Genomic DNA, 14,938 nt, shown 5'->3' with positions numbered 1-14,938 from the left:
GGCGAGAAGCCGGACGGCAGGGGGCACGGTCACCCGAAGCCGCGGGAGTCCTGCTTCAGCGCCGTGTCGACGGTGAGCGCGGTCGCCACGACCAGGCTCAGGAGCGGCTCGGGCAGCTGGTAGTGGATCTGCAGGACGTAGTTGTCCGCGGTGGTGAACATGGTCTTGGCGAGGCCTTCCCAGGTCTTCGTGATCCGGGCGACCTCGTTGTCGGCGTGGTCGACGATCGAGAAGTTCCAGGCGCGCCAGTTCTCCGCCTTGATCGCGCCGACCTGCCGGCCGTCCACCATCATCCCGAAGTTGATCTTGCCGATCATGTTCTGCTGGACGATCTCGCCGACCGGCTGCCCGTCCGGGCGCTCGACGATCACCCGGGACTTCATGAACTTCTTGGGGCGCGTCAGCGTGAGCTGCGGCTGGCCGTACGCGTCGCGGATCTCCAGCTTGTGCGTCATGAACTGGTCGATGCTGGAGACGAAGCGCGCGACCTTCTTCAGCGTGCTCTGGCCCACCTGGACGACCGAGCCGAGCGTGTTGCCCGCCTGGTCCATCACGCTGTACTCGTTCGTCAGCTCGATGAGCTTGGCCTTCTGGTTCACGACGAGGACCGGCTCGGTGAACAGCGAGCCGCCGCCCTGCGCGGACGGCGCGACGCCGGCCTGCTGCTGCACCTGGCGCTGCACCTTGGCCGGGTCGGCCGCCGGGGCCGCCTGCGGGTGCGGGTTCGCCTGCGGCTGGCCGAACTGCCCCTGCTGGGCCGGGGCCTGTGCCTGGCCGAACTGGCCCTGCGGCTGCGCGAACTGGCCCTGCTGCTGCGCGGGCTGGGCCTGCGGCTGCCCGAACTGGCCCTGCTGCTGGGCGGCGGCCGGGGCCTGCGCGTGCTGCTGCTGTTGCCCGGGCTGCTGCTGCGCCTGCTGCGGGACCTGCTGGGCCTGCTGCTGGGCCGAGGTGGTGTGCTCCGTCCATTGGGAGCCGTCCCACCAGCGCAGGAGCTGGGCTGCGCCGTGCGGGTCCGGGTACCAGCCTGCAGGAGTGTTCGAATGCGTGGTCACCCGGGTGACCCTACCCCCCGGGTACGGGCCGCCCGCCAGCCCCATGCTGAGTTGTGATGTCCGCCTCAGCCAGGGCGGGCGGCGCCCTCAAGGGGCGCACCCGAGCCGCTCAGAACACCACCTCGACCCGCAACGGCTCCGCCCCTTCCGCCTCCCGCAGCTCCACCGCCCCGATCCTGCCCGCCGCCCGCACGTCGTCCGCAACCGACGCGAAGCGGGCCAGGGCGGCGCGCGGGGCCGTCACCGACGCCCTCGCGACCTCCGTGCGCATCGAGAGGCCGGCCTGTGATTTCGCCTTGCGGACCGCGGCGACGGCCTCCGAGGCGACGGCGAGGACCTCCGCGTCGCCCGCACCGGCCCGCAGCCCGGCGGCGTCCGGCCACGCCGCGCGATGGACCGATCCCCCGCGCCACCACGACCAGACTTCCTCCGTGACGAACGGCAGGACCGGCGCGAGAAGGCGCAGCAGGACGTCGAGAGCCGTGCGCAGCGCCGCTCGCGCCGACCCCGCCGCGGCCGTGTCGCCGTGGTCGCCGTACGCGCGGGCCTTGACCAGTTCGACGTAGTCGTCGCAGAACCGCCAGAAGAGCTGCTCCGTACGTTCCAGGGCGCGCGCGTAGTCGAAGGCCTCGAAGGCCCGTGTCGCCTCCTCGACGGTCGACGCCAGCTCGGCCAGCAGGGCGCGGTCGAGCGGTTCCGTGACAGCGGCTTCGGGCTCCGGCGCGCCCTTGGACCCCGGCGTGCCCTTGGGCCCCCGTGTGCCCTCGGTTTCCGGCACGCCGAGGCCGAGGACGAACTTTCCGACGTTCAGGACCTTCGTGGCCAGGCGGCGGCCGACCTTCATCTGGCCGACGTCGAACGCCGTGTCCGTGCCGGGACGCCCGCTCGCCGCCCAGTAGCGGACGGCGTCCGCGCCGTGCTGTTCGAGGAGGTGATCCGGGGTGACCGCGTTGCCCTTGGTCTTCGCCATCTTCTTGCGGTCGGGGTCGAGGATCCAGCCCGAGATCGCCGCGTGCCGCCAGGGCAGCGCGTCGTGCTCGGCGTGGGCCCGCACGACCGTGGAGAACAGCCAGGTGCGGATGATCTCGTGGGCCTGGGGGCGCAGGTCCATCGGGAAGACCCGCGCGAACAGGTCCGGGTCCGCGAGCCACCCGCCCGCGATCTGCGGGGTGAGCGAGGACGTCGCCCAGGTGTCCATGACGTCCGGGTCGCCGATGAAGCCGTGCGGCTCGCCGCGCCGGTCCGCCTCGTAACCGGGCGGGGTCTCCGCGCTCGGGTCGACGGGCAGCGCGGAGCGGTCGGGGACGATCGGGTGCTCGTGGTCGGGTCTCCCCGCGCCGTCCAGCGGGTACCAGACGGGGATCGGGACGCCGAAGAACCGCTGCCGGCTGATCAGCCAGTCGCCGTTGAGGCCGCCGACCCAGTTCTCGTAGCGATTTCGCATGTGCGGCGGATGCCACGCCAGCCCGGCGCCACGGGCGAGGAGCCGCTCGCGCAGCGCGGCGTCCCTGCCGCCGTTGCGGACGTACCACTGGCGGGTCGTGACGATCTCCAGGGGCTTGTCGCCCTTCTCGAAGTACTTGACCGCGTGCGTGACGGCGCGCGGCTCGCCCACCAGGGCGCCGCTCCCGCGCAGCATGCCGACGACGCGTTCGCGCGCGGTGTGCGCGGTGGCGCCGGCGAGTTCGGCGTACGCGGCGACGGCGGCCGGTGCCTCGACGCCGGGCGGCGGCTCGGCGAGGAAGCGGCCGTCCCAGCCGATCACCGGCCGGGTGGCGAGGCGCAGTTCGCGCCACCATGTGACATCGGTCGTGTCGCCGAACGTGCAGACCATGACGGCGCCCGTGCCCTTGCCGGGCGCCGCCAGACGGTGGGCGAGGACGGGGACCTCGACGTCGAAGAGCGGTGTGCGGACCGTCGTGCCGAACAGGTGCCTGTAGCGCTCGTCGTCGGGGTGGCCGACGAGGGCGACGCAGGCGGGGAGCAGTTCGGGCCGGGTCGTCTCGATCAGGACGGCGTGGCCGTCCGCTCCGTGGAACGCGAGCCGGTGGCGGGCGGTGGGCCGCTCCCGGTCCTCCAGCTCGGCCTGGGCGACCGCCGTGCGGAACGTGACGTCCCACAGGGTGGGCGCCTCGGCGACGTACGCCTCACCGCGCGCGAGGTTGTTCAGGAAGGCGAGCTGCGCGGTGGCGCGGGCCTCGGCGCCGATGGTCCGGTAGGTCCTCGACCAGTCGACGGAGAGTCCGAGCCGCCGCCACAGCGCTTCGAAGGCCTTCTCGTCCTCGACAGTGAGGCGCTCGCACAGTTCGATGAAGTTCCGCCGCGAGACGGCTAGTTGATGCTTGCCGGGCTTCTCGGGCGGGACGAGGTCCGGGTCGTACGGCAGGGCGGGGTCGCAGCGGACGCCGAAGTGGTGCTGGACGCGGCGCTCGGTCGGCAGGCCGTTGTCGTCCCATCCCATGGGATAGAAGACTTCCTTGCCTCGCATGCGCTGATAGCGGGCGACCGCGTCGGTGTGGGTGTACGAGAAGACGTGGCCGACGTGGAGCGAGCCGCTGACCGTGGGCGGCGGAGTGTCGATGGAGAAGACCTCGTCCCGCGTCCTCGACCTGTCGAAGACGAATACGTCCGCCTGCTCCCATCGCCGGGACCACTTCTCTTCGAGCCCGTCGAGGACGGGCTTGCCGGGGGCGCCTGCACGGCGATGGGTGGCTGCCATGCCCCTGGATGCTATCCAGCGGTACGGGCCGGGGCCTCTTCTTTTCCGGCGCCGCTCCCGCCCCCCAACACCGGGGGGCGGGAGCGTGCGGAGGCCCGGTCAGCCGGTGATGATCGCCGGGTCGCTGACGCCCGCCTCGCCGGTCTCCACGTGGCCCGCGAGGCGCCGCAGGAATCCGGCGTCCGCGTCGGACTTCACGGTCAGGTCGTACCAGCGCTTGGTCGACCGCAGGTCGACGGTGTGCTGCACGGAGGCGCCGGCCTTGACCTTGAAGGTCTGGCGCGCGCCGCCGTAGGCGTTGGTCACCGTGAGGTTCACGTCGGCGCTGCCCGTGTTCTTCAAGGTCAGCTTGATGTTGCCCGTCGTGCCGTCGTGCCGGGCGACGACCTCGGGACCCGCTTTCTTGCCGGGGCCCCTGAAGGTGCGCAGGAAGCCGTTGGGGCCGAACACCGAGAGGTCGTAGCTGTCGTGGGAGTACTTCGAGTTCCACGTGTCGGAGACCGTCTTGCCCGCCTCCGCGGTGTACGTCCAGGGGCCGTCGGTGCGGTTGGCCGAGCGGACGTGGAAGCAGACGCCGGCCTTGGAACCGCCGCTGAAGGTGAGCGTGAACCTGCCCGCGGTCGCGTCCGCCGCGCCGTCGACCAGCGGGGCGTACGGCAGCGGGCGGGCGGGCCGGGAGCCGCGCTCCTGCTTGGGCAGCGCCGGGTTCGCGGGCGCCTTGGGCACGTAGTCGGGGTGCCGCTTGTCGTCCGGCGGCTGGTAGGCGGCGGTGTCGGGCAGCCGCGCCGGGCCGGTGTCCTTGCCCGCGAAGTCGAAGGCGGAGGTGAGGTCGCCGCAGATCGCCCGGCGCCACGGCGAGATGTTGGGCTCCCTGACGCCGAAGCGCCGCTCCATGAACCGGATGATCGACGTGTGGTCGAAGACCTCGGAGTTGACGTAGCCGCCGGTGCTCCACGGCGAGACGACGAGCATGGGGACACGCTGGCCGAGGCCGTAGTGCCCTGCCGCGTAGGAGGTGTTGCCGGGGAAGTAGTCCAGGGTGGTGTCCACGGTGGACTTGCCCTGGTTGGCGTCCTTCGGGACGTACGGCGGCACGATGTGGTCGAAGTAGCCGTCGTTCTCGTCGTACGTGATGAACAGCGCCGTCTTCGCCCACACCGCGGGGTTGGAGGTGAGGGCGTCCAGGACCTGCGCGATGTACCAGGCCCCGTAGTTCACGGGCCAGTTGGGGTGCTCGGTGAAGGCCTCCGGACACGCGATGTAGGAGACCTGCGGCAGCCGGTCCGCCTTCACGTCGGCCGTGAGGATGTCGAAGTAGCCGTCGCCCGCCTTGGCGTTGGTGCCGGTTCGGGCCTTCTCGTACAGCGGGTCGCCCGCCTTGGCGTTGCGGTACTTGTTGAAGTACAGCAGCGAGTTGTCGCCGTAGTTGCCGCGGTACGCGTCGTCTATCCAGCCCCAGTGCCCGGCCTTGTCCAGGCCGTCACCGATGTCCTGGTACACCTTCCAGGAGACGCCCGCCTGCTCCAGGCGCTCCGCGTACGTCGTCCAGTCGTAGCCCGCCTCCTGGTTGCCGAGGACCGGGCCGCCGCCCTTGCCGTCGTTGCCGACGTGGCCGGTCAGCATGTAGTAGCGGTTGGGGTCGGTGGCCCCCATGAACGAGCAGTGGTAGTCGTCGCAGACGGTGAAGGCGTCGGCGAGGGCGTAGTGGAAGGGGATGTCGTCCCGTTCGAGGTACGCCATCGTCCGCTCGGACTTCGCGGGGATCCACTGGTCGTAGTTGCCGTTGTTGAACGCCTTGTGGCCACCCGCCCAGTCGTGGTCGAGGCCCGCGATGAACTGCATGCCGAGGTTCTCGGCGTCCGGGTGGAAGGGCAGGACCTCCTTGGCGCCGCTCGGCTGGTGCCAGACCGGCTTGCCGTTCGGCAGCGTCACCGGGCGCGGGTCGCCGAAGCCGCGTACGCCCTTCATGGTGCCGAAGTAGTGGTCGAAGGAACGGTTCTCCTGCATCAGCACGACGACGTGCTCGACGTCCTTGATGGTGCCGGTGGCGCGCCGGGCGGGCAGGGACGCGGCCTTCGCGATGCTCTGGTTGAGCATCGCGAACGCGGCGGTGCCGCCGGTCAGCTGCATGAAGCGGCGCCGATTGAGTTCAGGCATGGGTAATCCGACCTCGTGTGATGTGGGGGACGCGAGCGGGGTGAAGTGTGCCAAGGGGAGCAAGCGATACGGAAGAGCCGGTGACGGGCGTGTGAAGAGAAGTCCAACCTCTGGTCGACAGGACACAAGGCCTCACCATTTCGGGACCGCCACCCCATAGCGGACATAAGACAAGGCCCGCACTTGACCAGTGCTTTCACAGCACATTCACATCACGTCTACGCCCTCGCGCCGGGCCCGCTTCGCCACACCCACGGCGTCGCGGGGGTAGGTGCCATGGGCAACCATGCGGAAGGATGGCGGCCACGGCCCTTCCCGCCGTCCCGCTCCGGCCACCGAGGAGAGTCATGACTGTGCGCGTCCACGGCATCTGCGCCCCCGGGTTCGAGGGCGTACGGAAGGAGTTCGAGCGGAGTTTCGCCGAGCGGGACGAACTCGGGGCGTCCGTCGCCGCCACCGTCGGCGGACAAGTCGTCGTCGATCTGTGGGGCGGCGACGCGGACCGCACGGGCACCCGCCCCTGGGAGCGGGACACGCTGGTGAACGTCTACTCCACGACCAAGGGCATGACGGCGCTCTGCGCCCATCTGCTCGCCGACCGGGGCCAGTTGGACTTCGACGCGCCTGTCGCGCGGTACTGGCCGGAGTTCGCGCGGGCGGGCAAGGCCGACATCCCGGTGCGCTGGCTGCTCAGCCACCGCGCCGGGCTGATCGCGCCGAGCGAGCCCATGGCACCGGGCGCGGCGTACGACTGGGAGAAGGTGACCGAGGCGCTGGCGGCGACGCGGCCGTGGTGGCGTCCAGGGACGGCGCAGGGCTATCACGCGGTGACGTTCGGCTTCCTGGTCGGCGAGGTGGTGCGGCGTGTCAGCGGTCTCTCGCTCGGCGCGTTCCTGCGCGCGGAGGTGACCGGGCCGCTGGGCGCGGACGTCCATATCGGCACGCCGGAGAGCGAGCACGGGCGGTGCGCGGACCTGGCGCCGCCCGTCCCGGCCGCCGGCGCGTCGTCGTCGGCCGCGCGCGGCACCTTCGGCGACGCCCCCAAGCCGCCGGTCGGCGGGCTGACGGACCATCCGATGGCACCGGTCACGCTGGCCCTGCACTATCTGCCGCTCGGCGACGTGAACAGCGCGGCCTACCGCAGTGCGGAGATACCCGCCGCCAACGGCCACGCCACCGCCCGCGGACTCGCCGCCGTCTACGCGGAGTTGGCGTGCGGGCGGCTCCTCTCCCCCGGCGCGCTGGAGCGGTTGCGCACGCTGCAGAGCGAAGGGGACGAGCCGGACCTGGTACTGCGGGCGGGCACCCCGCTCGCCGAGTCCTGGCCGTGGGGCCTCGGCTACATGCTCAACCAGTACGGGCAGGCGGGCCCCAATCCCCGGGCGTTCGGCCACGGCGGCATGGGCGGCTCGTACGCCTTCGCCGACCCGGAGAACGGCGTCTCCTACGCGTACGCCATGAACCGCATGGGCGCCGGGACGTCGGGCGAGGACCTGCGCAGCATCCACCTGGTGGGGGCGCTGTACCGGTGCCTGAGCGATCGGGGCCGGGGCGGGGGACGATGATGAGGACATGACTTCACGCACTACAGGCACTACAGGCACTTCACGCCCTGCGCTCAGAAGGGCCGTCTTCGCCACGGGAGAGCCGACCGACCCCCGGTACGGCGCGGTCACCACGGGCGACGAACGGGCCATGATCGTCAGCTTGTTGCGGGCCCAGCGGGCGACTCTGGAGCTCAAGTGCGCGGGCCTGACGGGCGAGTTGGGCCGACGGTCCGCAGCGCCCTCGGCCCTGTCGCTGCTCGGCCTGGTCCGTCACCTCACCGACGTGGAGCGCCGCTGGTTCCGGCGCGTCCTCGCAGGTCAGGACCCGGCGCCCCGCTACGCCACGCCCGACAACGCCGATGAGGACTTCGACGGAGTGGCGGCGGAGCCCGACCGCGAGGCCGTCGCCGCGGCCTGGGAGGCGTGGCGTGCGGAGGTGGCGTTCGCCGAGAAGTTCGTCGAGGAGGCCGAAGGCCTCGACTTCGAGGCGCAGGACCCCCGGCTCGGCCCGGTGTCGCTGCGCTGGATCCTCCTGCACATGATCCAGGAGTACGCACGCCACAACGGCCACGCCGATCTGCTCAGGGAGCGGATCGACGGGTCGGTGGGGTACTGAGCCGTAGACGTCGGCGGGGCGTGGCGGCGGGGGTGCGAAGGCAGGCCCTCACAGGCGCGGGTGCCTGCCCGGTCCCCGGTCGTTGGGGGCGAGCTTGCTGGGTGAGAGGTCCGTGGGGTCCTCCCCCGGTTCGAGGAGGGTGTTGGCGGGGCCGATGATCAGCGGATCGGCCTTGCCCACCGCCTCGGTGTCCTTCGCCTCGTAGTCGACCTGCAACAGCAGATGGCGCATGGCCTCCAGCCGGCCGCGCCGCTTGTCGTTGGTCTTCACCACCGTCCACGGGGCGTGGGGCGTGTCCGTGGCCCGGAACATCTCCACCTTCGCGTAGGTGTAGGCGTCCCACAGGTCCAGGGAGGCGAGGTCGGTGGAGGACAGCTTCCACTGGCGGACCGGGTCGACCTGCCGGATCGCGAAGCGCGTCCGCTGTTCGGCGCGGGAGACGGAGAACCAGAACTTGATGAGGAGGATGCCGTCGTCGGTGATCATCTTCTCGAACAGCGGGGCCTGCTCCAGGAAGTGCAGATGCTCCTGCGGCGTGCAGAACCCCATGACCGGCTCGACACCGGCGCGGTTGTACCAGGACCGGTCGAAGAAGACGATCTCGCCGGCCGACGGCAGCTGGGCGACGTACCGCTGGAAGTACCACTGGCCCGCCTCGTGCTCGTTCGGCTTGTCCAGCGCCACCGTGCGCGCGCCGCGCGGATTGAGGCGCTCGGTGAACCGTTTGATCGTGCCGCCCTTGCCTGCCGCGTCCCGCCCCTCGCACACCACCACGATGCGGCGGCCCTCCTCGCGCACCGACTTCTGCAGCTTCAGCAGCTCGATCTGCAGGATCCGCTTGCTCCGCTCGTACGCCGTCCGGCTCAGCTTCTTCTCGTACGGGTAGTTCTCCCGCCACGTCTGCAGGGGCTTCCCCTGCTCGTCGAGGAGCACCGGGCGCTCGGGCCGGGTGTCGTCCACGGACAGCCCCTCGAGCAGATCCTCGTCATTCCCGTCGGTCGGCACCACCGCGTTGACCTCTCCCTCGTCGGCTCAGAGCCTGCTCACCCGAAAGCTTGCCCCCGTTGTCGCACCTCAGCACCCCAAGTCCGGCCCGACCTGTCCCGGCCGGGAATAGCCGGGCGATCTTCATGGTCGTCCCCTGCACGGAAGCCGCCGGCCGACGATGAGCGGGCGGGCGATCGGAATGAGGGAGCCAGATGCCCAAGGTCTACGCGTACACCGCGCACGGCGGCCCCGAGGTGGAGGCCTTCCTCGACCTCGCGAAACCGGAGCCAGGCCCCGGGCAGCTGCTCGTCGCCGTGCGCGCGGCCGGCGTCAACCCGGTCGACTGGAAGCTGCGCGCGGGCAAGCGCCGTCCCGGCCAGCCGCCCCTGACCGGGGCCGAGGTCCTGGGCAGTGAGGTGTCCGGGATCGTTCAGGCGGTGGGTCCCGGCGTCACGGGGTTCGCGGCCGGTGACCCGGTGTTCGGCAATCCGGTCACCGGCGGGTACGCGGAGTTCACGCTGATCCCCGCCGACATCGCCGCGCACAAGCCGGACGCCCTCTCCTTCACGGACGCGGCCGTGCTGCCGGTCGCGGCGGCGACGGCGTACGACGGGCTGCGGCAGCTCGGTCTGCCCGCAGGTTCGACGCTGCTGATCACCGGGGCCGGGGGTGGTGTCGGGGTGGCCGCCACGCAGATCGCCCTGCACTTCGGGCTGCGTGTGGTGGGCACGGCGAGCGCGGGCAAGAAGGAGTTCGTCGAGTCGCTGGGCGCGCTCCACGTGCCGCCGGGCCCCGCTCTCGCCGAGCGCGTGCGGGAGGCGGCGCCGGGCCACCGTGTCGACGCGGTCTTCGACCTGGTCGGCGGCGCGGACCTGGTGGAGGTCGCCCAGCTCCTGACCGACCGGAAGAAGCTGATCACTGCGGCGGCCAAGGAGACCGTGGCCGAACTGGGCGGCGCCCCCGTCGCGCGGGCCCGCACCTCGGCCGTACTCGACGAGGTCGCGCTCCTCGCCGTGGCGGGCGTGCTGCGCCCGCACGTGACGGCGACGTACCCCCTGGACCGCGCGGACGAGGCGCTGCGCGCGGTGGAGGGTGGCCACGCACGGGGCAAGGTCGTGATCGAGGTCCCGGCCTGAAAGGAGGCTCGGGGCCCGGCCCGTCGGGCGGAAAATGACACGACGGCCCGCCGGGGCCGTTGATACCTTCCGGATCATGAAGTCCGTCAGTGAGAACGAGATCCGCGCGTCCTTCGTGAACTGCTCCAAGGGCGAGGCCCGCAGACTCGCCCTGCCTGCCGGTTTCGCCGACACGCCCTGGTCCGACCTGGACTTCCTCGGCTGGCGCGACCCCAAGGCGCCCGACCGCGGCTACGTCGTGACCTGGCGGGACGGCGAGCTCGTGGGCATCGCCCTGCGCGCCTCGACCGGGGCGCGCAGGAGCCTGTTCAAGTCCAGCATCTGCTCGGTCTGCGTGACGCCCCAGGCCGGTTCCGGCATCACGCTGCTCGTGGCCCCGAAGGCGGGCGCGGCGGGCCGCCAGGGCAACTCGGTCGGGCTGTACGTCTGCGCGGACCTGGCCTGCTCCCTCTACGTACGCGGGAAGAAGAAGACGGCGCTGGCCCGCCGCTTCGAGGAGAGCCTCACCCTGGAGGAGCAGAACGCCAGGACCGTGCAGAACCTCAACGGCTTCCTGGACCAGGTCCTGGCCGACTGAGCCGGACGCCGAGAGCCGGACGCCGAGAGCCGCGCACCGGCCAGGTCGTGCACCGGCCAGGACGCGCGCCGGCTACAGCGCGCGGGGGTCCACCAGCTGGAGTGCGAGCGTGGCCGACGGCTCGGCCAGGCCCGGGCCGCCCGCGGCGGCCCAGTCGAGTATCCCGTCGAGCGAGGCGTCGTCCGTGACGAAGCCGACCCAGGCCGCCCGGCCGCCCCGCCTGCGCCCTTCGTACGAGGGTTGGACCACGACGATGTTGGCCTGGCCGCACGGCCCGAGGCAGTCGCTCGTACGCACCGTGAACCGGCCGCGCGAGGCAGCCGCGGCGGAGCGCAGCCGCGCCAGCTGCCAGGCGTGGTCGATACCGGGATTCTTGCGCGCGTCACCGCAGCAGCAGCCCCGGCACACGACGAGTGTGCAGGGGCGGCGGGCGGCGGCACCGATGGAGACGACGGGACTCATGTCGTGATCATCTCAGGTACGCGAGTCCGGGGTGCACGCCCCGGTAGCCCTCCACCAGACGCCGCGCGACCGTCACCGAGTCCACCAGCGGGTGCAGCGCGAACGCCTTGACCGCCGTGGCGGCCGACCCGCTCCCGGCGGCTTCGAGCACCTCCCGTTCGACCGCCTTGACCGCGCACACCAGGCCGGTGGCGTGGCCGGGCAGCGGGGCCACCGACATGGGGTGGGGGCCGTTGGCGTCGACGGAGCAGGGCACCTCGATCACGGCGTCCGCGTCGAGGGCGGCGAGGGTCGTGCCGTTGCGGACGTTGAGGATCAGCGTCGCCCGCTCGTCCCGCGCGATGGCCCGCATCAGGGCGAGGGCGACCTTCTCGTACCCGCCGGACTCCAGGTCCTCCTCGGCCCGCTCCCCCACGCCCGCCGCTTCCCTGTTCTCCGCCATGTACGCCGCCTCGCGCTCGGCGAGGGTGGCGTGCCAGGTCTTGAGGGCGGGGGTGCCGGGGCGCCGCATGTCGGCGTAGAAGCGGCTCTGCTGGTGGTGGAGGAAGGCACCGCGGGTCCGCTCGGCCCGCTGATAGGCGCGGACGGTCTCGCGGTTGAAGTAGTAGTAGTGCAGGTATTCGTTGGGGATCGCGCCGAGCGACTGGAGCCAGTCGGCGCCAAAAAGCCTGCCCTGCTCGAAGGAGACGAGGAGCGAGGGGTCGGCGAGCAGGCGCGGCAGCTCGTCGCGGCCCCCGATGTGCAGCCCGCGCAGCCAGCCGAGGTGGTTGAGGCCCACGTAGTCGATGAAGGCTTCGTCGGGGTCGCCGCCGAGCACCTGCGCGACCCGGCGGCCGAGGCCCACGGGCGAGTCGCAGATGCCGATGACGCGGTCGCCGAGGTGGTGGGACATGGCCTCGGTGACCAGGCCCGCGGGGTTGGTGAAGTTGATGACCCAGGCGTCGGGGGCGAGCCGGGCGACGCGGCGCGCGATGCCGACGGCGACGGGCACGGTGCGCAGCCCGTACGCGATGCCGCCCGCGCCGACCGTCTCCTGCCCGAGGACGCCCTCGGCGAGAGCCACGCGCTCGTCGGCGGCCCGCCCCTCGAGGCCGCCGACGCGGATGGCGGAGAAGACGAAGTCGGCGCCGCGCAGCGCATCGTCGAGGTCGGTGGTGGCGGTGACGGAGGGCGCGTCCGCGATCCCGTCGGCCTGCTCGGCCAGGACGCGGGCGACGGCGTCGAGGCGGGCCGCGTCCAGGTCGTGCAGGACGACGTCGGTGACGCGGCCCTCCGCGCGGTCGCCGAGGAGGGCCCGGTACACGAGCGGCACACGGAATCCGCCCCCGCCGAGAATTACCAGCTTCACTTCTTCAACCGCCTTCTGTCGGACCGTTATCACCGGTGCTCACGTTACGTACGATGGCGCGGCAGCGTTCGGACCCCCCACGGAGGTAGCGCCCCGATGACCGTTTGGAAGGCATCAACCGCCCTGTTCGGCGCCGTCACGCTGGCGGTGACGACGGGCGGCGGCGCCTCGGCCGCGCCCGCGGGACCCGGCGGCTGGCAGGAGTCCGGCACCTCGTACGTCAACTCCCTCACCGGCAGCCAGGGGCTGGCGAGCCGCGCGGACGGCAGCCTGCTGCACCGCGGGCTCGGCTCGATCCCCCTCGACCTGCGGATCAAGGGCTGGGGGCACATAGGCGACCCGGACATCGCGGACGGCCACACCTTCGACGCGTACCAGGGCGGCGACACGGCCCGGTCGAAGATGTATGCCGTCACGACGCCGGCCGGGCAGCGCTACCTCTACGAGCACCAGCTCGACGCGGGCGAGAAGCTCAACAACTCCTTCGCGGCCGTCTCGCCGGACAAGCAGTGGCTGGTGTCCGGCGAGTGGGGCGACCAGAACCGCCTCCAGGTCTTCCCCACGCCGCTCCTCAACCCCTCGACCCCGCCGACCGGCGGCGCGCTCCCGCAGGCCGGGCGGATCTCGCTCGACAAGCCGGTCCGTGACATCCAGGGCTGCGACTTCGTCTCCGACACCCGCCTGCTCTGCGCCTCCAACGACGCGTCCAGGGAGCTGTGGCCCGAGGACCGCCCCGTCCTCCAGGTCGACCTGCCGGGCCCGCTGGCCGGAAAGCCGGTGACCGGACACGTCACGAGCCTCTTCGCCGCGCCGCGGCGCAGTGTCTGCTCGGGCACGTTCGAGACGGAGGGCATCGACTACGACACCGCGCGTCGCACCCTGCGCGTCGAGGTGGTGCCGCCCGCGCCGTGTCTGGTGACGACGGCGGTGCACGCGTACAGGCCGACGACCGGCTGACGCACGCCTGTCCCGGCCCGCCCTGTCCGCCTGCCGGACAGTACGTGTGGGGCGCCGCGACGTGGGGGAAAGTCGTGATCATGACACAGCACGACCAGCAGGTGATCGCCACCCTCCCCGCCCCCGAGCGGCGCCCGATACGGCAGTTGCTCGCCGCGTCGGTCGGCAACGCCGTGGAGTGGTACGACTGGTACGCGTACACCTTCCTCGCCACCTACATCGCCGACCAGGTCTTCCCCAAGGGGTCCGGCAACTCCCTCGTCCCGCTGCTCGCCACCTTCGCCGTCTTCGCGGTGGGCTTCTTCATGCGGCCCGTCGGCGGTCTGCTCATGGGCGCGGTCGCCGACCGGCGCGGCAGGCGCGCCGCGCTGACGGTCACGATCCTGCTCATGGGCGGCAGCAGCCTGCTGGTCGGCCTGACACCGACGTACGCGGCCGCGGGCGTGCTCGCCCCGGTCTTCCTGGTATGCGCCCGGCTGCTCCAGGGCCTGTCGGTGGGCGGCGAGTTCGCCGCGTCGACGACGTTCCTCGTCGAGTCGGCAGGACCCGGACGGCGAGGCCTGTTCTCCAGTTTCCAGTACGTCTCCACCAGCGCGGGCCAGCTCGCGGCGTCCGGCGTCGCGGCCCTCCTCGTCGCCACGCTCTCCGACGGGCAGATGGACGGCTGGGGCTGGCGGCTGCCCTTCCTGGCCGGCGCGGCGCTGAGCCTCGTCGGCTTCTGGATCAGGCAGGGCGCGCACGAGACGCACCGGGCGCCCGCCGAACCGGGCGACCGGCCCGGCCTCTTCGACGCGCTGCGCCACCATCCGCGCCAGTCCCTGCTGATCTGCGGCATCACGGCGGGCGGCACGCTCGCCTACTACACCTGGACGTCGTACCTGCCGACGTACGCCGAGCTGAACACCGACATCAGCAAGGGGCAGGCGCTCCTCGCGGGCACGGTCGCGCTCGCCTTCTTCGCCCTGCTCCAGCCGGTCGGCGGCCTGCTCTCGGACCGCTTCGGACGCAGGCCGCCGCTGCTCTTCTTCAGCATCGGGTTCGCCGCCCTGAGCGTGCCGCTGCTCAAGTCCCTCACGGGATCGTTCACTTCGCTGCTGCTCGTGCAGTGCGCGGGCATGGTGCTCCTGACCGGCTTCACGTCGATCTCGGCCGCCGTGAACGCGGAGGTGTTCCCCGCGAGGGTCCGGGCGGCCGGGATCGGCTTCCCGTACTCGCTCACCGTGGCCCTGTTCGGCGGCACGGCCCCGTACATGGGAACGCTCTTCAAGGAGATCGGGTCCCCCGGGCTCTTTCCCGTGTACGTGGCCGTGCTCTGCGTCGTCTCGTCCGCCGTCTACCTGCGGCTTCCCGAGACGGCGCACCAGCCCCTGAATTGAGACC

At 71.8% G+C, this 14,938-nt stretch carries 12 protein-coding genes; 6 read left to right on the top strand and 6 right to left on the bottom strand.

All coding sequences use genetic code 11. The features are described from left to right. Window positions 1-29: 29 nt before the first annotated feature. From AC07DI_RS04205 to AC07DI_RS04195, 3 genes are all read right to left on the bottom strand, one after another. Complete coding sequence (locus AC07DI_RS04205) at window positions 30-1,052, bottom strand: LURP-one-related family protein (protein WP_478902051.1); 1,023 nt, start codon at window positions 1,050-1,052, stop codon at window positions 30-32. 109 nt (window positions 1,053-1,161) lie between these two features. After that, window positions 1,162-3,771 (bottom strand): valine--tRNA ligase, encoded by a 2,610-nt coding sequence (gene valS, locus AC07DI_RS04200; RefSeq protein WP_478902049.1) that lies wholly within the window; start codon window positions 3,769-3,771, stop codon window positions 1,162-1,164. A gap of 99 nt (window positions 3,772-3,870) precedes the next feature. Continuing rightward, a complete protein-coding gene (locus AC07DI_RS04195; protein ID WP_478902048.1) occupies window positions 3,871-5,928 on the bottom strand; it encodes a phosphocholine-specific phospholipase C in 2,058 nt (685 codons plus the stop codon). Window positions 5,929-6,275: 347 nt separating this feature from the next. Between AC07DI_RS04195 and AC07DI_RS04190 the strand changes: the two genes are divergently transcribed. Beyond that, entirely contained in the window at window positions 6,276-7,493 is a 1,218-nt protein-coding gene (locus AC07DI_RS04190; protein WP_478902046.1) for a serine hydrolase domain-containing protein, read from the top strand. 7 nt (window positions 7,494-7,500) lie between these two features. Continuing rightward, a complete protein-coding gene (locus AC07DI_RS04185; protein WP_478902045.1) occupies window positions 7,501-8,091 on the top strand; it encodes a DinB family protein in 591 nt (196 codons plus the stop codon). Window positions 8,092-8,139: 48 nt separating this feature from the next. Here AC07DI_RS04185 and ppk2 read toward each other — a convergent pair whose 3' ends face one another. Beyond that, window positions 8,140-9,099 (bottom strand): polyphosphate kinase 2, encoded by a 960-nt coding sequence (gene ppk2, locus AC07DI_RS04180; protein WP_384247686.1) that lies wholly within the window; start codon window positions 9,097-9,099, stop codon window positions 8,140-8,142. Between the two features lie 191 nt (window positions 9,100-9,290). Here ppk2 and AC07DI_RS04175 point away from each other — a divergent pair, with 191 nt between their 5' ends. Beyond that, window positions 9,291-10,214, top strand: coding sequence for an NADP-dependent oxidoreductase (locus AC07DI_RS04175; protein WP_478902042.1), 924 nt, complete (start codon window positions 9,291-9,293; stop codon window positions 10,212-10,214). A 76-nt stretch (window positions 10,215-10,290) separates the two neighbouring features. Next, the gene (locus AC07DI_RS04170; protein WP_384247689.1) at window positions 10,291-10,791 is read left to right on the top strand and encodes an FBP domain-containing protein; all 501 of its coding nucleotides are present in this window, start codon (window positions 10,291-10,293) and stop codon (window positions 10,789-10,791) included. Between the two features lie 72 nt (window positions 10,792-10,863). On the opposite strand, the gene AC07DI_RS04165 is transcribed toward AC07DI_RS04170, so the two are convergent. Further along, window positions 10,864-11,253 carry a (2Fe-2S) ferredoxin domain-containing protein gene (locus AC07DI_RS04165; RefSeq protein WP_478902040.1) on the bottom strand — a complete coding sequence of 130 codons (390 nt, stop codon included), beginning with the start codon at window positions 11,251-11,253 and terminating at the stop codon, window positions 10,864-10,866. Between the two features lie 7 nt (window positions 11,254-11,260). Then, on the bottom strand, window positions 11,261-12,601 hold the full coding sequence (locus AC07DI_RS04160; protein WP_478902039.1) for a 6-phospho-beta-glucosidase: 1,341 nt from the start codon (window positions 12,599-12,601) through the stop codon (window positions 11,261-11,263). 96 nt (window positions 12,602-12,697) lie between these two features. On the opposite strand from AC07DI_RS04160, the gene AC07DI_RS04155 reads away from it, so the two are divergent. Both AC07DI_RS04155 and AC07DI_RS04150 read left to right on the top strand, forming a co-directional pair. After that, a complete protein-coding gene (locus tag AC07DI_RS04155) occupies window positions 12,698-13,558 on the top strand; it encodes a hypothetical protein (RefSeq protein WP_478902038.1) in 861 nt (286 codons plus the stop codon). A gap of 80 nt (window positions 13,559-13,638) precedes the next feature. Then, window positions 13,639-14,934, top strand: a complete 1,296-nt coding sequence (locus tag AC07DI_RS04150; RefSeq protein ID WP_478902036.1) for an MFS transporter — start codon at window positions 13,639-13,641, stop codon at window positions 14,932-14,934. The last annotated feature ends 4 nt before the right edge of the window (window positions 14,935-14,938 follow it).

This window comes from Streptomyces sp. NPDC044106 (genome assembly GCF_056433985.1).
This window is presented reverse-complemented; position numbering and strand designations above follow the sequence as displayed.